Source organism: Streptomyces sp. NPDC024698 (assembly GCF_055559015.1).
Window position 1 is genome coordinate 196,718 of record NZ_JBVHLK010000009.1, and the last position, 16,840, is coordinate 213,557.

16 protein-coding genes, 1 pseudogene and 1 riboswitch are annotated in these 16,840 nt (G+C 72.1%); of the genes and pseudogenes, 10 read left to right on the forward strand and 7 right to left on the reverse strand.

Annotated elements, in window-relative coordinates; translation table 11 throughout:
* Window positions 1-72 precede the first annotated feature (72 nt).
* Window positions 73-216, forward strand: a riboswitch (cobalamin riboswitch).
* A complete protein-coding gene (locus tag ACZ4AA_RS22250; RefSeq protein ID WP_467604958.1) occupies window positions 208-1,440 on the reverse strand; it encodes an RNA-guided endonuclease InsQ/TnpB family protein in 1,233 nt (410 codons plus the stop codon). Its footprint overlaps the riboswitch before it by 9 nt.
* Window positions 1,441-1,450: 10 nt before the next feature.
* On the opposite strand from ACZ4AA_RS22250, the pseudogene ACZ4AA_RS22255 reads away from it, so the two are divergent.
* Together ACZ4AA_RS22255 and ACZ4AA_RS22260 are read left to right on the forward strand one after the other, a co-directional pair.
* A pseudogene (locus tag ACZ4AA_RS22255) lies at window positions 1,451-1,706 on the forward strand (IS200/IS605 family transposase); the annotation flags it as partial.
* Window positions 1,707-1,740: 34 nt separating this feature from the next.
* Window positions 1,741-2,346: a 5-methyltetrahydropteroyltriglutamate--homocysteine methyltransferase gene (locus tag ACZ4AA_RS22260; RefSeq protein ID WP_467605250.1), complete on the forward strand. Its 606-nt coding sequence runs from the start codon at window positions 1,741-1,743 to the stop codon at window positions 2,344-2,346.
* Between the two features lie 131 nt (window positions 2,347-2,477).
* Here the strand turns inward: ACZ4AA_RS22260 and ACZ4AA_RS22265 are convergent, their stop codons facing one another.
* Complete coding sequence (locus ACZ4AA_RS22265; RefSeq protein ID WP_467604961.1) at window positions 2,478-2,774, reverse strand: hypothetical protein; 297 nt, start codon at window positions 2,772-2,774, stop codon at window positions 2,478-2,480.
* 148 nt (window positions 2,775-2,922) lie between these two features.
* Here ACZ4AA_RS22265 and ACZ4AA_RS22270 point away from each other — a divergent pair, with 148 nt between their 5' ends.
* Window positions 2,923-4,032: a S8 family peptidase gene (locus tag ACZ4AA_RS22270; RefSeq protein WP_467604964.1), complete on the forward strand. Its 1,110-nt coding sequence runs from the start codon at window positions 2,923-2,925 to the stop codon at window positions 4,030-4,032.
* A 74-nt stretch (window positions 4,033-4,106) separates the two neighbouring features.
* Here the strand turns inward: ACZ4AA_RS22270 and ACZ4AA_RS22275 are convergent, their stop codons facing one another.
* The 4 genes from ACZ4AA_RS22275 to ACZ4AA_RS22290 all read right to left on the reverse strand — a co-directional run bounded on the left by ACZ4AA_RS22275 (window position 4,107) and on the right by ACZ4AA_RS22290 (window position 6,668).
* The gene (locus tag ACZ4AA_RS22275; protein WP_467604970.1) at window positions 4,107-4,934 is read right to left on the reverse strand and encodes an SAM-dependent methyltransferase; all 828 of its coding nucleotides are present in this window, start codon (window positions 4,932-4,934) and stop codon (window positions 4,107-4,109) included.
* 140 nt (window positions 4,935-5,074) lie between these two features.
* The gene (locus ACZ4AA_RS22280) at window positions 5,075-5,518 is read right to left on the reverse strand and encodes a MarR family winged helix-turn-helix transcriptional regulator (protein WP_467604974.1); all 444 of its coding nucleotides are present in this window, start codon (window positions 5,516-5,518) and stop codon (window positions 5,075-5,077) included.
* A gap of 124 nt (window positions 5,519-5,642) precedes the next feature.
* Complete coding sequence (lexA, locus tag ACZ4AA_RS22285) at window positions 5,643-6,314, reverse strand: transcriptional repressor LexA (RefSeq protein ID WP_467604978.1); 672 nt, start codon at window positions 6,312-6,314, stop codon at window positions 5,643-5,645.
* 165 nt (window positions 6,315-6,479) lie between these two features.
* On the reverse strand, window positions 6,480-6,668 hold the full coding sequence (locus ACZ4AA_RS22290) for a hypothetical protein (RefSeq protein ID WP_467604982.1): 189 nt from the start codon (window positions 6,666-6,668) through the stop codon (window positions 6,480-6,482).
* A gap of 98 nt (window positions 6,669-6,766) precedes the next feature.
* Between ACZ4AA_RS22290 and ACZ4AA_RS22295 the strand changes: the two genes are divergently transcribed.
* Window positions 6,767-7,828 carry a helix-turn-helix transcriptional regulator gene (locus tag ACZ4AA_RS22295; protein WP_467604986.1) on the forward strand — a complete coding sequence of 354 codons (1,062 nt, stop codon included), beginning with the start codon at window positions 6,767-6,769 and terminating at the stop codon, window positions 7,826-7,828.
* A gap of 114 nt (window positions 7,829-7,942) precedes the next feature.
* On the opposite strand, the gene ACZ4AA_RS22300 is transcribed toward ACZ4AA_RS22295, so the two are convergent.
* On the reverse strand, window positions 7,943-9,838 hold the full coding sequence (locus tag ACZ4AA_RS22300; protein WP_467604992.1) for an AfsR/SARP family transcriptional regulator: 1,896 nt from the start codon (window positions 9,836-9,838) through the stop codon (window positions 7,943-7,945).
* A gap of 400 nt (window positions 9,839-10,238) precedes the next feature.
* On the opposite strand from ACZ4AA_RS22300, the gene ACZ4AA_RS22305 reads away from it, so the two are divergent.
* The 6 genes from ACZ4AA_RS22305 (at window position 10,239) to ACZ4AA_RS22330 (ending at window position 16,826) form a co-directional block, all read left to right on the forward strand.
* Window positions 10,239-11,306, forward strand: coding sequence for a radical SAM/SPASM domain-containing protein (locus tag ACZ4AA_RS22305; RefSeq protein WP_467604996.1), 1,068 nt, complete (start codon window positions 10,239-10,241; stop codon window positions 11,304-11,306).
* A complete protein-coding gene (locus ACZ4AA_RS22310; protein ID WP_467604999.1) occupies window positions 11,303-11,995 on the forward strand; it encodes an iron-containing redox enzyme family protein in 693 nt (230 codons plus the stop codon). Before ACZ4AA_RS22305 ends, ACZ4AA_RS22310 begins: the two co-directional genes overlap by 4 nt.
* Window positions 11,988-12,197: an aroma-sacti cluster domain-containing protein gene (locus ACZ4AA_RS22315; RefSeq protein ID WP_467605002.1), complete on the forward strand. Its 210-nt coding sequence runs from the start codon at window positions 11,988-11,990 to the stop codon at window positions 12,195-12,197. Before ACZ4AA_RS22310 ends, ACZ4AA_RS22315 begins: the two co-directional genes overlap by 8 nt.
* An 89-nt stretch (window positions 12,198-12,286) precedes the next feature.
* Window positions 12,287-15,361: an AAA family ATPase gene (locus ACZ4AA_RS22320; protein ID WP_467605005.1), complete on the forward strand. Its 3,075-nt coding sequence runs from the start codon at window positions 12,287-12,289 to the stop codon at window positions 15,359-15,361.
* The gene (locus tag ACZ4AA_RS22325) at window positions 15,358-16,218 is read left to right on the forward strand and encodes a S8 family peptidase (protein ID WP_467605008.1); all 861 of its coding nucleotides are present in this window, start codon (window positions 15,358-15,360) and stop codon (window positions 16,216-16,218) included. Before ACZ4AA_RS22320 ends, ACZ4AA_RS22325 begins: the two co-directional genes overlap by 4 nt.
* Window positions 16,215-16,826 (forward strand): GAF domain-containing protein, encoded by a 612-nt coding sequence (locus tag ACZ4AA_RS22330; RefSeq protein WP_467605013.1) that lies wholly within the window; start codon window positions 16,215-16,217, stop codon window positions 16,824-16,826. The genes ACZ4AA_RS22325 and ACZ4AA_RS22330 overlap by 4 nt, the downstream gene beginning before the upstream one ends.
* The last annotated feature ends 14 nt before the right edge of the window (window positions 16,827-16,840 follow it).

Below are 16,840 nucleotides of genomic sequence, written 5' to 3' on the forward strand. Positions count from 1 at the left end.
GCCCGCGACGAACCCGTAGGCTGGCCGATGCAGCTGGTTCGCCCCGTCCGCCAGGCGGGATGCGTCGCAAGAGGGAACCCGGTGGGAATCCGGGACTGCCCCGCAGCGGTGAGCGGGAACGACCGCCGTCATACGCACTGGGTCCGACGTACAGGACCCAGCCGCGCCCCCGCGCGGGAAGCGACGGCCATTGACATCCTCCCGGGCTTAAGGGCCCGGGATTCCAATCTGCTCCTGCTGCGGTGACGCGGTGGGCAGCTTCTGGTGGGTTCCTGTTTCGCTGCGCTGTGCCGGCAGGGGTGCCGGTCTTACCTGCGCTCCACAGGCTGATGCCGCCAGTCCGGCGGCCTTGGCGACGTTGACCGCCGCGTTGACGTCTCGGTCGAGGACGGTCCCGCACGCCGAGCACGTCCACTCCCGGATGTTCAGCGGTTTGGGGCCGTCCTTGACGTCACATGCGGAGCACACCTGGGAGGTCGGTTCGAACCGGCCGATCTTCACGAGGGTGCGTCCGTACCGGGCGGCTTTGTATTCCAGCATGGCCACGAACGCGGACCATCCGGCGTCGTGGACGGACTTGGCCAGACGCGTGCGAGCGAGTCCTTTGACACACAGGCCCTCGACGGCGATCGCTTGGTTCTCGCGGATCAGCCGGGTGGAGAGCTGGTGGTGGAACTCGTGGCGTGCGTCGGTGACCCGTGCGTGAGCGTGGGCGACCTTCAGCCGGGCCTTGCCCCGGTTGTTGGAGCCCTTCTGTTTGCGGGAAAGGTCCCGCTGCAACTTCTTCAGGCGCTTCTCGGCCCGGCGCAGGAAGCGGGGGCTGTCGATCTTTTGGCCGTCGGACAGGACGGCGAAGTGCCCCAGGCCGAGGTCAATGCCGATCTCCGGTGCCGTCCCGGGCAGTACTGCGCAGGCGTCCGTCTCCACGATGAAGCTCGCGAAGTACCTGTCCGCCGCGTCCTTGACCACGGTCACGGTGGACGGGGCGGACGGCAGTGTCCGGGACCAGCGCACGGGAACGTCGCCGACCTTGGGCAGTCTCAGTTTCCCGCCCGGCGTGATCCGCCACGAGGCGTTGGCGGTGAAGCGGATCGACTGCCGGTTGTCCCGCTTCGACCTGAAACGCGGCGCACCCATCTTCGGGCGCTTGCCCTTGAGCCCGTCGAAGAAGTTCCGGTAAGCGGTGTCCAGGTCGCGCAGGGACTGCTGGAGGATCACCGCCGAGACCTCGCCGAGCCAGGCCCGTTCCGGTGTCTTCTTCGCGGCCGTCAGGTTCCTGGACAGTTGCGCCGAGGTGACGAACCCCAGTCCCGCCGCCCGGGCCTCCTCGCGCACACGCAGCGCGTCGTTGAAGACAACCCGCGCACACCCGAACGCCCTCGCCAACGCTATGCGCTGACCGGCACTCGGATACACGCGGAAGCTATACCGAAGCTGCACGGCAATCACCATACCGTCGGCCTATGTCACCACGACGGGAACCAGACCCCGAAGGGCCGTCCACTACCTGCACGGATATTTGATGTTCGTCACCAAGTATGGGCGTGGAGTCATGAACGACAAAATGCTGACGCGCTGCGAACAGATCATGCGCAAGGTGTGCGAGGACTTCGGCGCGAAACTGAAGGAGTTCAACGGCGAGACGGACCACGTCCACCCCTCGTGCACAACCCTCGAGGGTCACCCTGGCCAGCCTGGTCAACAGCTGGTCTAAAGCCCCACAGGCGTCTCCTGAGCCGCCTGCGCGCGGAGTGGTCCTTCGTCCGCGACGACCAGCCTCTCGCCGACACCGCGCGGCAGGTCGCCCTCGCCCTGCGTGACGAGGTCGACGACCTGGAGAGGAGCGGGACCTCGGTGATCCAGGTCGACGAACCCGGGCTGCGCGAGACACTGCCGTTGCGCGCCGCCGACCGGGCGGCCTACCTGGCCTGGGCCACCGAGGCCTTCCGCCTCACCACCGGCGGCGTACGTCCTGACACCCAGATCCACACGCACATGTGCTACGCCGAGTTCGGCGACATCGTCCAGGCCATCGACGACCTCGACGCCGATGTGATCAGCCTCGAAGCCGCCCGTTCGCGCATGCAGGTCGCCCGCGAACTCGCCGCTCACCGCTATCCGCGCGAAGCCGGACCCGGTGTGTACGACATCCACTCCCCGCGTGTCCCGAGCACCGAGGAGACCGCCGACCTGCTGCGCGTCGGGCTGCGGGCCCTCCCCGCCGAACGGCTCTGGGTCAATCCCGACTGCGGTCTGAAGACGCGCGGCTGGCCCGAGACACGAGCGGCTTTGGAGCACCTGGTCGCCGCGGCCCGCACGCTGCGTACGGAGCTCTCCCCGTCCTGACCGCATGCTCCGCGAGCCGGGGGAGGCCGCGCCTGCCGCCCTCCCCCGGCTCCGGCTCCGGCTCCGGCTCCGGCTCCGGCTCCGGCTCGCAACTGTGCCGTGAGGCCCCGAACCCATGCCAGGACAGACGGTCAGGGGGCATCGCCCGAGTAGTGGAAACGGCAGGTCACGCCGGGGCCAGGTATGCGGGGTTCCTCGGGGTGCGGGTCGTACAGCGCACGGCCGCCCGGCCACCGCGACAGCTCGGTGGGCAGGGCGGCGCCGTTCCCGGCTTCCTCCGGCTGCCGGTCGGTGATGTCCAGGAGCAGTCCGTCCAGCGGTCCACCGACAAGCGCGGCATACGTCCGGTCCGGCAGCGGGCCGGGGTCGGGGTCGTCATGGTCGCGGCCGTAGACCCGTCCGCGCAGCAGCTGCTCGTCACCGTTCATGGAACCAGGGTTCCAGGTGCCACTGACAATGCGGGTCCGTCCATGCGGGGGGCGCGCAGCCGTCGCCTCCCGCCCCCGCCGGAACCGCCCGCCCGCTGTGGTCGTCTTGTGCGCTGACTGTGTACAGGGCGGGGATACGGGGGATGCTGTGACACGGAACGCAACGAAGGCCGGATTCCTGATGGTGACCTTGGCGACGGTGCTCGGGGCCTCGGCCTGCGGCGGGAACGCGGGCGCGGCGGACGGGAAGTCTCCCGCTCACCGAAAGGGCGAGGCCGTGGCGCCCCTCGGGGAACGGGCGTCCGGCTGGACGCCGGCCCGCTCCGGCAGCGCGGGGACGTCGGCGAGGGCGGCGCAGGCCGCGGCGGCGCCCGTCACCCGGCACGTGCCGTGGAACCTCGACATTCTGGACCAGCGATCCCGGCCGCTGAACGGGAAGTTCACCACCACCGCCACCGGCAAGGGCGTGCACGTCTATGTGATCGACACCGGAATGGACATCGCTCACCGTGAGTTCGGTGGACGAGCCCACCTCGGCGCCGACTTCGTGGGCCCGAGGGACTCCGGTGACTGTTTCAACGAGGCGGGCGTGGGCCATGGCACGTTCGTCGCGGGCATCATCGGCGGGACCAAGTACGGGGTGGCGCCCAAGGCGGATCTCGTACGGGTCCAGGGCGTGCTGTGCGAGAGCGACGGCGGCGGTTCCCAGGCGGCGGCCGAGGCGGCCGTGGTGAAGTCGGTCAAATGGGTCACCGCGCACGCGCAGAAGCCCGCGGTGGTGAACATGTCGCTCAACTTCGATCACCGGTCCACGGCCGTGGAGTCCGCCGTGAAGCGGATGGTCGACGCGGGGATCCCGACGGTGGTGTCGGCGGGCAACTTCAACGACGACGCGTGCAAGCACTCACCGGCCGGAGTCCCGGGGACGATCGTCGTGGCGGCCTCCACCCCGGGCGACCGCCCGTGGAGCGACGGCGGCTCCTACGGGTCGGGGTACGGACGGTGCGTGGACCTGTACGCACCGGGCCAGAAGGTGACCGCGGCGCTCGCCGGGGGCGGTACGACCACGGAGACCGACGGTGCGACGTCCTGGGCCGCGCCGCACGCGACCGGCGTGATCGCGCTGTACCTGTCGGCGCACCCGCACGCCACGGCTCACGAGGTCCACGTCTGGCTCGACCACACGGCCACCCGGGGTGTCCTGCACGGCGTCCGCTCGGACACCCCCAACCGGCTGCTCAACACCGGGGGCCTCTGACCCGGCCGGGGCGTCGGCCGGCCGGGCCGCGTCAGGAACGGGCGAGGCCGGCCGCGCGCCGGGCGAACACGCGGTCAGGCCTTGCGGGCCATCCCCGCGGCGATGAGGTGTTCCCAGACGGTGAGTTCGCGCGGGCCGCCGCCGCCCCACGGCTTGCCGACCGGGGTGGGGCGCCACAGGGGGGCCGGGACGACTCCCGGGTCGAGAATGTCCAGACCGTCCATCAGGGACGCGATCTCCTCGTCGGTACGCCAGCGGCCACGGCCGAACGTCTGCTGGAGGACCTTCTCCGCCTCGGCCGTCTCCGGGTTGTTCCCGGAACGGAAGTGGCTGACGAAGAAGTAGCTTCCGGAGGGGACGCGCTCGCGCCAGTAGCGGACGATTCCGGCGGGGTCCTCCTCGTCGTTGACGTGGTGGAGGATGGCGCTGAACACGACGGCCACCGGGCGATCGAAGTCGATCAGTTCGCGGGTCTCGGGGTGGTCGTAGACGGCCTCGGGGTCGCGGACGTCGGCCTCGATGACCCTGGTCCGCTCGTTCTCCTCCAGCAAGGCCCGCCCGTGGACGAGCACTTGGGGGTCTATGTCGACGTACACCACCCGGGATTCCGGGGTATGGCGTTGCGCGACCTGGTGCACGTTGTCGGCGGTGGGCAGACCGCTGCCCAGGTCGATGAACTGCGTCACGTCCGTGGTCGTCGCGATCTCCGCGACCGCCCGGGTCAGCGCGGAGCGGTTGGCGAAAGCGATCGCCACCGAGCCGGGAAGATCGCGTTTGAACACATCGCCGATCTCCCGGTCCACGGCGTAGTTGTCCTTGCCGTTCAGCAGATAGTCGTAAACGCGCGCGATGCTGGGCTTGGTGGCGTCGATCGCGGTGCCTTCGCTCGTCATGGTGCCCATCCTCCCCTGCGGGAGAACCGCTGCCCAGCACTTTGGACCATCGAACTGCCAAGTCCCAGGCGGACGTTCAACCTGAACCCGGCGGCCCTCAAGCTCGCGGACCCGAGGACACGCGTGAGGCCCTTCTACACCAGTCCCTTCTACGCCTTGTGCACCCGGGCCAGCAGTTCCATCAGCTGCCGTGCCTCCGCGGGGCTGAGCGGTGCCAGCAGTTCGGCGTTGGCCCGCTCCGCCAACTCCGCGCAGCGTTCCAGGGTTCGTGTGCCGGACTGTGTCACCGTCACCGCGTTCTTGCGGCGGTCGCGCGGATCGGGCCGGCGCACCGCGAGCCCGGCGTCCTCCAGGTCGTTGAGCAGCAGGACGACGTCCTTGGCGTCGAAGCCCAGTCGGCGCACGAGGTCCGCCTGGGCCACCGGGCCGTGTTCGCAGACCGCGGCGAGGACGGCGTGCTGCGGCAGCCTGAGCCCCTCCTCGGCGATCGCGTCGGCGACCAGACTCCGGCCGTGCGCCGCGACCCGGCCGACCAGCCAGCTCGGCAGTGACTGGATGTGGGCCAGGGCCCCCGCGCCTTCGCTGCGACTCATGGAGGCAGGGTAGCGAGATCATTGGACTCCCCAACGATCTTGCTCTCGACGGCTTCGTGAAGAACGGGGGAACGCACGTCTTCGCCGCGTTCCCGCGTCACGCCTCGCCCCCTGGGGGCAGCCTTCACAGCACCCGCAGGACGCCGACGACCTTCCCGAGAATGCGCGCGTCGTCACCGGGGATCGGAGCGAAGGACGGATTCCGCGGCATCAGCCACACCTGCCCGTCCTGCCGGTGCAGGACCTTGACGGTGGCCTCGTCCTCCAGGAGGGCCGCGACGATGTCACCGTGCTCGGCACTGTCCTGCTTGCGGACGGTCACGATGTCGCCGTCGCAGATCGCCGCCTCGATCATGCTGTCGCCGGAGACGGTCAGGGCGAACAGTTCTCCCTCGCCGACCACCTGGCGGGGCAGGAAGTAGACGTCCTCGACCATCTCCTCGGCCAGCAGAGGCGCACCGGCGGCGATCCGTCCCACGAGGGGCACCTGGGCCGGTTCCGCGCTCCACGCGCCGAGGTCGGGGGCCCAGGAGGGACGTACGCGGTAGGCGCGGGGACGGTGGGGGTCGCGGTAGAGGACGCCCTTGTGCTCCAGTGCGCCGAGCTGGTGCGCGACCGAGCTGGTGCTGGAGAGATTCACGGCCTGGCCGATCTCCCGCATCGAGGGCGGGTAGCCCTGCCGGGCGACCGACTCGGTGATGTAGCGGACGATGGCCGCCTGGCGGGCCGTCAGCTCACCTTCGACGGTCTGTATGCCCGGGGGCCGTCCCCGGCGTACGGGCGCGCTCTGGTCCATCCCCGGACACCTCCGTGCAAGATCCTCGCTGAAGGTGACCTTATCCCGCCCTACCGCACCTACGAAACGCCTGTAGTCGACATCACGGACCTCCGGGGTACGTAACGGACCTCTCGGTACCGCACGCCCGCGTCCCGCTCGTCGCGAGGCCGCATCGTGGGGGCGTCACCAGTGCGGAGTCGGCACGGTCGGTGCGTCGTCGTCGCCGTCGCGTACCGGACGCGGAGGCTGGTCGAGGATCTCGCGGGCCGTGGCTCCGTCGCCGTCCGGTCGGCGCTGCCGGGCACGCGCCCAGTGACCGAGGACGGTGAAACGCTCGAAGAGCAGGACGAATGCGCCTTTGGCCGGTTTCACATCGGTTCCTTCCGGACGGGTCTGGGAAACTCCATCGCACATCTGAACAATGGACACGGCAGCGGCTGCCGGGGTCTTCTGGCTGTTGAGGGGGTCGGGTGGAAGGCATCGGTGAGGACGGCACGGTTCCGGACCTGCGTACGTCGACGGGGTGGCCGTCGCACGAGACGCAGTTGTCCGAGGACGCCGTCCGGGTGTTCCGGTGGGTGAGCGACCGGGGATCGTGCGACGCCGTGACGCTCGGCGCGACCCTGGGACTGGCCGAGAGCCGTACGGATTCGGCCGTGGCGGCGCTGACCGAACTTCTGCTGCTGCGCCGCCTGCCCGGGAACCCCGACCAGTTCGTGGCGGTGGCACCGGACGCGGCCCTCGCCGCACTGGTCGCGCCGAAGGAGGCGGGGCTGCGCCGCCAGCTCGCCGAGATCGACCGGCTGCGCGCAGAGCTTTCCCTCCTGGCGCCCTTCTATGCGGAGGGCCGAAGACAGTGGCAGGGACGGACTCCCCTGACGGAGATCACGGACCTGAAGACCGTCGTCGGCATGATCACCGAGGCGACCATGCGGTGCCGGAAGGAGGTCCGCACCTGCCATCCCGGGGGCGGACGCTCCCCCGCGCTGCTTGAGCAGGCGTTCATCCAGGACCGCGACATGCTGCGCCGCGGCATCCGGATGCGCACGCTGTATCAGCACACGGCCCGCTACCACCTGCCCACCCAGGAGTACGCGCGGCGGATGACCGACGAGGGCGCCGAGATCAGAACGCTCAGCGAACTGTTCGGCCGCATGGTCGCCTTCGACGGGGAGACGGTGTTCATCCCGCACCAGGACGACCTGGACGCCGCCATCGTCATCCAGGACCCGTCCACGGTCTCGTATCTCTGCGCGACCTTCGATCACGCCTGGTCGCTTGCCGAGCCCTATCACCCGGCCTGGACGGAGAGTTCGGCGCGGGACGAGGTCAAGCAGGCCATCGTGCGACTGCTGGCCGAGGGCATGAAGGACGAGATGGTGGCCCGCCGGCTGGGGATGTCGCTGCGCACCTGCCGCAAGCACATCGCCGAGATCATGGAGCAGTTGGGCGCGGCCAGCCGGTTCCAGGCCGGATATCTGGCCCGAGTGCAGTCCTCCGGTCCGGCCTCGGCGAGCGCGGGCGGAGCCTGATTCACCCGCTGCCGGGGTGAGCCTTCCATGACCGGAGGCCCGGCCGTCCGCCGAGCGGGTCATGGGCGGCCCTGCCTCCGCCGATGGCCCCACTGATGCCGTACGCCGCCGCACCTAGCACCGCTCTCCCCGCGAGGCGGCCTGTTCCCGGGCGAACAGCAGAGTCAGCCACGGCAGTTCGTAGCGCATCGCCTCCGGGGCGGTCGCCAGGTGTGCCGTCACCTCGGGCAGGGACGGCGGCGGCAGGACGCCCACGTCGATGAGTTCCTCCAGGGAGCGCTGCGCCTCCCGTCCGTCCTTGCCCAGGCACCGCGCGGCGGCGGGAAGGGTGAAGGAGGTGTCCGGCAGCGCGGCCAGCGCCTGGAGGGAGCCGCGGGCGGGTGCGGGCAGACGGGACCAGGCCGCGGCCAGACGCGTACGGACTCCGAGACCGCCGGACGCGAGCTCGTCCAGTGCCTCCACCGGATGTTCGAGACGGTCCGCGTACTCGCCGAGCGGCATGTGACGCAGCACGGACAGGCGATTTCCGGCCGCTCGCAGGGCGAACGGAAGGTGTCCCGTGGCGGCGACGATCCGCTCGGCGGCGGTGTGCTCGGCGGCCGGCCGGGGCCGCCCGATGATGCCGCCGAGCAGGTCCAAAGCCTCCTCGGCGGACAGCGGCGGGAGTTCCACCCGGTGCGCGGGCTCCAGCCAGGGCAGCCGCCCGCGGGAGGTGACCAGCGCGGCGGCGGTTCCCGACGGCGGGAGCAGCGGGGTGAGGGCGGCCGCGTCGGGGGCGTCGTCCAGGAGCAGCAGGATCCGGCGCCCGGACAGCCACGAGCGCCAGACGGTGGCGGCCTCCTCCCGGTCGGCGGGCAGCCGCTCGGTGCAGCCGAGGGCACGGGCCAGTTCCGCGAGCACGGACGCCCACGGCCGTGCGGAGCCGTCCTCGGCGCACAGCCGGGTGGCGACCACGCCGTCGGGGTAGCGCGCGGCGAGCCGGTGCGCGACATGGACGGCGAAGGCCGTCTTGCCGACGCCGACGGCTCCGGTGACGAGGACCGGTGGACCACCCTCGGACTCCAACCGCGCACGGACGAAGTCGAGTTCCCGGGTGCGCCCGGTGAAGTCGGCGAGGTCCGGCGGGAGCAGCCGTGACCCGGTGGGCGCGCCGCGCGGCCGGAGCGGGGCCAGGGCGTCCAGCAGGGAGCGGTAGGCGTTGTGCAGTGCCGCGCCCGGTTCGAGGCCCAGTTCCCGGGAAAGCCGCTGTCGGCAGTCGTCGTAGGCGGCGAGCGCCTCCGTCCTGCGGCCGACCTGGTGCAGCGCGGTGAGCTGGGCGGCGCGCAGGCGCTCGCGCAGGGGGTGGCGGCCGACCATCTCGTCCACGGTGTCCGCGACCGGTCCCGGATCCCCGATCTCCAACTGGGCTTCCGCCCATGCCTCGTAGACGGCCAGCCGTCGGGCGTGCCGGCGTTCGACGGCGGCGCGCAGCGCCTCGGCGCGCGGGGCCAGGTCGCTGAAGGGGTCGTGCCGCCACAGGTCGAGGGCCTGCCGGTAGGTCCGGGCCGCGCGACTCGGCGCGCCCGCGCGCACCTCGGTGTCGCCGCGTCTGGCCAGTTCCTCGAAGCGCAGGGAGTCGCACTCCTCCGCGGTCAGGCGCAGGACGTAGCCGCCGGGGACGTGGTGCAGCCGCCCGAGGTCGTCGGGGTCGAGCACCCGGCGCAGGGTCGAGACGTAGGCCTGAAGGTTCTTGCGGGCCGTGCGGGGCGGGTCGTCCGGCCAGACGGCGTCGGTCAGTTCCTCCACCGACACCGGTGTGTTCGGGCGGGTGAGCAGGACCGCCAGGACGAGCCGCTGCTTCAGCGGGCCGAGTGCGAGCGGCAGACCGCCTCGGAAGGCACGCAGCGGGCCGAGAAGATTCAGTCGCAGGGGAGTCCCGCTGGGGTTTTCCCTTCCGGTGTCGCCGGCGGACTCCCGCGGAATTCCGTGATCCGACGCCACACCGCGGCTTTCCGTCAGCGAGTCGGTCATCTCGCCCTCAGCCCTTTCCCCAGCCGGTGTCGTCGGAATTCTGACAGAGGGAAGGGATTCTGTACACGAAAGCCTCCGGGGAGCGGCGGGGTGAGGGAATCCGCGAGGAGCCGTGGACTTCGGGAATTCGGTGGAATTCCTTCGGTGTTCACAGCATGCGCACGGGCCGGTTCCGGGGCCATGGACTCAAGGATGGCTCAAGGTGCATGCAGCAACGCACCCGCCGGGATAAAGAGCGAACAAGCACATAAACCGTTGCCAATCGACCATCCCTGTCCCTTTTCGTCCGCAGGCTGGTCGGGTCCCCGCCGCGTACCGGCCTCGAACCGCCCGCCAACCGCAACCGAACCCGTGCCCCGCACGCTGAGGCCGCACGTCCTGGTGCTACGGAGGTGACGAGATGCGGCTGGCGGAGATCATCGAGCTACGTCCGGTGTCGGCGGCCGGGCTCCTCGCCACCCTCACCAGACGCTGTCCGCTGAGCTGTGCCCACTGCTCCACCTCGTCGGGACCGCGCGGCGAGGACACACCGGCCGAGGCGCTGCGCCGCTTCGTCGGCGGCTTCACCCCCGAGGACCGGCCCGAGGTCCTCATGCTCACCGGGGGTGAACCGCTGCTGCGGCCCGCGCTCGTGGCGGACCTCGCGGCCCTCGCCGAGGTGGCCGGAACGCGGACGTCGGTACTGAGCGGCATGTTCTTCGCGGCCGACGGCCGGGTGCCCGCCCGCATCATGGGCGCGCTGCGGCACGTCGCCCACTTCTCGGCGAGCCTCGACGTGTTCCACGAGCGAGAGATACCGCGCGCCGCGGTCTTTCGCGCGATGCACCGCATCCAGGAAAGCGGAATATCGGTGAGTTTCCACGTGACGGGCACCGCGGCGGACGACCCCTATCTCGCGGACACCACCGCCTCCATTCGTACCGAATTCCAGGACCAGGCGGCCGTCCTCGTCAATCACATCCGGCCCGTGGGACGCGCCGCGGGCTGGGCGTCCGCGCGGACCGTGCCCCTCCGGGACGCCGTGGACGAAGGTCTCGCCTCCGGGCTCGCGGCGCCGTGCGCGATGGCGGCCTGGCCGACGGTGGCGTTCGACGGCACCGTCACGGCCTGCTGCAACCAACGGGTGGTGGACGCCCGGCCCGTTCCCGAGCACCTGCGCCTGGGTCATGTCGCGGACGACGACTGGGCCGCGATACGCCGCCGGTGCCAGGAGTCACCCGTCCTGCGCGCCATCCGCACCGCAGGCGTCGGATCGTGCACGGACTGCCGCGCCCTGGCCCGGCGGCCCGCGGCCCTGGACGCGGCCCGGCGGTCCGGTGCACGGCCGGCCGCCGGCGCGATGGACGCGCTCGGCGCCCGGCTCCAGCGCGACGCGGGGGCCGCCACGCTGCTGCGACGGTACGGAAGCGGCCGGTACGCGCCCCTCGTGCTGCTCGGCGGTCCCGAGAACGGAGAGGTGCCCGAGTGAGCCCGTCGGCCGTCGTGCGTCTTCGGCTCCAACTGTCCCTCGTACAGCCTCTGTTACGGGCTTCCACCGCCCGCATGTGGCAGTCGGGGCCCGGACTTCCCGACCGCTACCGGAGCTATCTGCGCGCCATGCACCAGGTGATCCGTGCCTCCGTTCCCCTGATGGAGCGGGCCGCCGCGCATTGCGAGGCGCTGCCCCGGGACCCGGTGGCGGAGCCCCTCGCGCGCTACCTGCGGGCGCACGCCGAGGAGGAACGGGGCCACGACGCCTGGCTGCTCGCCGACGCGGCGGCGACCGGGACGGCACCGGGCGAGCTGACCGACGCCGTGCCCCCTGCGCACGTGGCCGCCCTGGTGGGGGCGCAGTACTACTGGCTCGATCACAGTCACCCGGCGGCCCTGCTCGGCTACATCGCCGTACTGGAGGGCAACGCCCCCGCGCCGGGCCTGGCCGGCCGGCTGGCCCGGGAGACCGGACTGCCGCCGGCCGCCTTCGAGACCGTACGCCTCCACGCCGACCTCGACGAGGGGCACAGCGCGGACCTGGACCTGCTGATCGACCGCCTGCCCCTGGACGCCGCGCAGCGCTCCCTGGTCGCCGTGAGCGCGCTGCACACGGTCGCCTCCCTCGCCGAGCTGTTCGACCGCATCACCCTGGCACCGACCACAAGGGAGAGCTTCCATGAATGACCCCGTGCCCGATCGCGACCGGCTCCGCGCGCTGGAGGACGCCGGGTTCCCGCTGCACAGCCTCTCCCCCGAGCAGCGAGAGGTGCTCCAGGACCTCAGCGCGCAGGAGTTGACCCTGCTGCTCGACCTCAAGGGCCGGCTGGACGCGGCCGAGCCGGAGGTGCAGGCGCACAGCGAGATCGCCGGCGGAGCGCTGTTCTGATGACCGGAGGCGCGCGCGTGAAGTGCCCTCGGTGCCCCGAACCCCCGCCGGACGGCGCGGCGTTCTGCCCCCGGTGCGGAACCGCCTGCGTGGCCGCGGGCGAGAGCGCCGCGGCCGAGGAACGCCGGGTGGTGACCGTCCTGTTCTGCGACCTCGTCGGCTCGACGGCCCTGTCCGTGCGGCTCGACCCGGAGACGCTGCGCACGGTCACCCTGCGGTACTTCGCGCTGATGCGGGCACGGATCGAGGAACACGGGGGAACGGTCGAGAAGTTCATCGGCGACGCCGTGATGGCGGTGTTCGGGGTGCCGGTGCGGCACGAGGACGACGCCCACCGGGCGCTGGCCGCCGCGCGCGGCATGGTCACCGGCCTCGACGGGCTCAACGCCGAACTGGACCGGGAGCACGGGGTACGGCTCGCCGTCCGCATCGGGGTGAACACCGGCGAGGTGGTCGTGAGCGTCGACCCCGCCGCCCGGCAGGCCCTGGTCTCCGGCGAGGTCGTCAACATCGGGGCCCGGCTCGAACAGCACGCCGGTGCGGGCGAGATCCTGATCGGCCCCGCCACCCTGCGCGCCGCCGGCGCCTCCGCGGTCACCGAATCCGCCGGATCGCTGTCCCTCAAGGGCGTCGGCGTCCCTGTACCCGCGCACCGGCTGACAGCCCTGCACGAGGACGAGCCGGAGCGCGTACGCCGCTTCGACACCCCCTTCATCGGCCGCGAGCACGAGCTCGCCGAACTCCGGCTGCTGCTGCGCAGGTTGGAGACGGATCCGCGTTCGCATCTGGTGACCGTCTACGGCGAGGCGGGCCTCGGCAAGACGCGTCTGCTGCGCGAATGGCTGCGGGACTGCCCGGCGTACGGCGAGGGCCGGTGCCGGCCCTACGGCGAGACCGGATCCCTGTCACCGCTCGCCGAGGCCGTACGCCAGGTGCTCGCCTCCGCCGGCGAGGACGCGGCGCTCGCCGAACTGCCGGACCCCGAGCGGACGGAGACACGGCAGGCGCTGAGCCTGCTGCGGGCCGGACTGCTCGCGGACGGCACCCCCAGCCCGTCCACGGACGACACGCTCATGGCACTGGCCTGCCTCCTGGACGCGCTGTCCCGGGAGCGGCCCGTCGTCCTCGTCCTCGACGACTGTCACTGGGCATCCGAGCCGCTGCTCGACCTGGCGGACCGGTTGCTCGACGAGCTCGACCGCTCCCCCGTGGCCCTGGTGTGCGTGGCCCGTCCGGAGCTCCTTGAGACGCGTCCCGGCTGGGGCAGCGGGCGGATGCGGTCCGCGTCGCTGCTGCTCACCCCGCTCACCCGGGAGGAGGCCGCCGCGCTCGCCGGCGAACTGGTCGAGGTGGCGGCCCATCGGCACGGAGTGCTGGAGGACGCGCTCGACCGCGCCGAGGGCAATCCGTTGTACCTGGAGCATCTGACGGCCGTGGCCGCCGAGTGCGACGACCTGCCGCTGACCGTCCACGCCCTGCTCGGCGCCCGCATCGACGCGCTCCCGCCCGAGGAACGGACCCTGCTCCAGGTGGCCGCCGTCCTGGGGCGCGAGTTCCGGCGCGCCGACCTGACGGAACTCGCCGGTACCGAGGAGCCCACGGACGCGGCGGACTCCCCCGGCGGCCTTCTGAGCGGCCTCGTCCGAAGGCGTCTCATCGAAACCGGTGGCCGCTCCCGCTCCACCGGATCGGTCCTCCGCTTCGGCAGCGCCCTGGTGCAGGAGACCGCGTACCGCGGCATGGCGAAGAAGGTGCGCGCCCGGCGTCACGAGCACGCCGCCGATGTCCTCGTCCGCCGTGCGGCCGGGGACGCGGCTGTCGGCTCCCACCTGGCCCGCGCCCACCGTCTGCTCACCGAACTGGGCATCCACGACGGCGACACCGACGCGCTGCGGGCGCGCGCCGCCGAGATGCTCACCCGCGCCGGAGCGGCAGCCCTGGCGCGCTCCGATCTGCCGTGGGCCGACGACCTGCTCACTCAGGCGCTCGACCTGGCCACGCCCGGCGAGCCCGTCGCCGGGGAGGCGGCGCGGCGGCTCGGCGAGACGAAGGTGGCCCGCGGGGAGCCCGAACGCGGCCGGGAACTGCTGGCGACCGCGCTCGACACGGCCGAACGGGCTGGCGATCCGCTGGGCGCCGCCCATGCCCGTCTCGCCCTCACCGCGCTCGACCCACGGCACGGGTCCGCCGCCGAGGTGGCCGAGTCCGCGCTCCCCCTGTTCACGCGGGCGGGCGACGACCAGGGCATCGCCCGTGCCTGTGTCCGGATCGCCCAGGACCGTCAGCGGCGCGGACGGCACGCCGAGGCCGAGGAACTGCTGCGCCGGGCGCTGGAGCACGCCGACCGGGCCGACGCCGAACCCGAGCGGGCACGGGCGCTCGGCGCCGTCGGCATCTCCCTGTGGCGCGGCCCCACTCCGGTCGCCGACGCCGTATCACGCTGCGAGGAACTGCTGACGGCCCACGGCGCCGGCCGGCCCACCGTCCGGGCCACCCTGGGATGCCCGCTGGCCGTTCTCCTGGCCCTTCAGGGCAGGCACGAGGAGGCTCAGGAGCGGCTGGCCGAGGCGGCACGCCTGGCCCGTGGCCTCGGCTACGCGGAGAGCGCGCTGTTCGTCCCGCTCTTCGCCGCCGAGGTCGAGGCCCTGACCGGGACGCCGGCCCGGGGTCTCCTGCTGCTGGAGGAGGCGGCCCGCGCGGGCCGCGAACTCGGCGCCCCGGGTGCCCTGCCGGGCATCGCCCGGGAGCGGGCACGGATCCTGCTGGACGGCGGCGAGCCCGCGGAGGCACTGGCGCTGCCGGACCCCGAGGGGTCCGCGCTGCCTCCGGCCGAGTCCGCCGACGCGTACGGGCTGCGGGCCCGCGCCCTCGCGCTCACCGGGGAGCCGGATCTCGCGCGCGCCTGTGCGGGCCGGGCCGTCATCGCGGCGGCCGAGACGGACTCCCCGCTCGTCCGGGGCACCGCGGCGCTCGACCTCGCGCACACGCTGCGCGCGCTCGGCGAGACGGCGGACGCGGCGCGCCAGGCGCGCATCGCACACGGTCATTTCGCCGCCAAGGGGCACCGGCCGGGCACGGACCGCGCGTCCGCGTTCACCGACGGGACGCCGGCGACGGCACGGGGCGAGCAACGCCCGGACGCAAGGGAAGGCAGGAGCGCATGACGACAGGAACGACGGGAGGGCTCACCTGGAGCCTGCGTGACCGCTCCCCCGAAGAGCTCACGATGCTCGCCGACACGGTGCCGGACCTGCCCGCCGACCCCTCGGCGTGGTCGGACGGCGGCGGGGTGCGCGTGTGCGTGGTCGACACCGGTGTGGAGTGCGGGCATCCCTCGGTGGGTGCCGTGCAGGGCTCGTACGAGGTGAAGCCCGGCCCCGACGGAACGCTGGGCGTCGTCGACAGCGGCGTACTGCCGGACGGCGCCGGCGATGCCTGTGGGCACGGAACAGCATGCGCCGGCATCGTCCGACGGGTGGCCCCGGACTGCGAGTTGTACAGCGTGCGGGTGCTGGGCGAGGGCTTCACCGGCAGCGGAGAGGCCCTGCTCACCGGGCTGCGGTGGGCCGTGGACCAGGGATTCGACGTGGTCAACCTCAGTCTGTCGACGACCCGTCCGAAGTTCCTTGAGACGCTGCGGGCCCTGGCCGACCAGGCCTTCTTCACCGGGACCACCCTGGTGGCGTCCGCCCACAACACGCCCGTGGAGAGCTTCCCTTGGCGCTTCTCCTCGGTCATCTCGGTCGGCACCCATCGCGAGGACGACTCCGGACTCTTCCTCTACAACCCGGCGCCCCCCGTGGAGTTCTTCGCACCGGGCCAGAACGTGCAGGTGGCCTGGACCGGCGGCAAGACCATCCGCACCACGGGCAACAGCTTCGCCACTCCCTTCATCAGCGGGACGTGCGCGCGACTGCTCGGCACCCGGCCGAAGTTGACACCGTTTCAGATCAAGAACGCGCTCTACCTCTCCGCCGCGAACGTGCGCATCGGCGAACCAGGAACCCGAGGTGAACTATGACCCAGCCCCCCGGCCTCGTCCCCGCCACCGGCGTGGACCCCGCCACACGCGCCGGCAGTGCGGAGCACGACCTGCTCCAGTCCGTCGTCGACACCGCGCGGGCCATCTTCGGCGCCGCGGCCAGCTCCGTCCTGCTGCACGACCGCGAGACCGACGAACTGGTCTTCCAGGCCGTGGCCGGAGAGGGGGAGGAGTCCCTCGTGGGCTCGCGGTTCCCCGCCGGCCGGGGGCTCGCGGGCTGGGTGCTCGTCTCGGGTGAACCGATGATCGCGGACGACCTCCGGGAACAGGGCATGTTCGCCAAGGACGTGGCCAAGGCGACGGGGTACGTGCCGGACGCGCTGATGGCGGCGCCCCTCGCCCATCACGACCGTGTGCTCGGCGTCCTCGAAGTGCTCGACCCCGCCGAGCAGTCCCGCTCCAGCCTCTCCGAACTCGACCTCCTCGCGCTCTTCGCCCGCCAGGCCGCTGCGGCCCTCGCGGTCATCGCGGACCGGCGCCACGAGGAGACTCCGTCGGCGGTCCGTGCGCGGGGTCTGGAACTGGTGGCCGCGCTGCGGGACATCCTGCTCGACGGTGTGCCACCGCAGGCGTCGCAGGAAGGGTGAAGCAGGGGTCAGGA

Bases quoted from the DNA above. Each gene is read 5' to 3' on its own strand.
- lexA (WP_467604978.1), bottom strand. From the start codon at position 6,314: ATGGACCAGAGCGCGCCCGTACGCCGGGGACGGCCCCCGGGCATACAG.
- ACZ4AA_RS22330 (WP_467605013.1), top strand. From the start codon at position 16,215: ATGACCCAGCCCCCCGGCCTCGTCCCCGCCACCGGCGTGGACCCCGCC.
- ACZ4AA_RS22325 (WP_467605008.1), top strand. From the start codon at position 15,358: ATGACGACAGGAACGACGGGAGGGCTCACCTGGAGCCTGCGTGACCGC.
- ACZ4AA_RS22300 (WP_467604992.1), bottom strand. From the start codon at position 9,838: ATGACCGACTCGCTGACGGAAAGCCGCGGTGTGGCGTCGGATCACGGA.
- ACZ4AA_RS22315 (WP_467605002.1), top strand. From the start codon at position 11,988: ATGAATGACCCCGTGCCCGATCGCGACCGGCTCCGCGCGCTGGAGGAC.
- ACZ4AA_RS22280 (WP_467604974.1), bottom strand. From the start codon at position 5,518: ATGAGTCGCAGCGAAGGCGCGGGGGCCCTGGCCCACATCCAGTCACTG.
- ACZ4AA_RS22275 (WP_467604970.1), bottom strand. From the start codon at position 4,934: ATGGGCACCATGACGAGCGAAGGCACCGCGATCGACGCCACCAAGCCC.
- ACZ4AA_RS22305 (WP_467604996.1), top strand. From the start codon at position 10,239: ATGCGGCTGGCGGAGATCATCGAGCTACGTCCGGTGTCGGCGGCCGGG.
- ACZ4AA_RS22265 (WP_467604961.1), bottom strand. From the start codon at position 2,774: ATGAACGGTGACGAGCAGCTGCTGCGCGGACGGGTCTACGGCCGCGAC.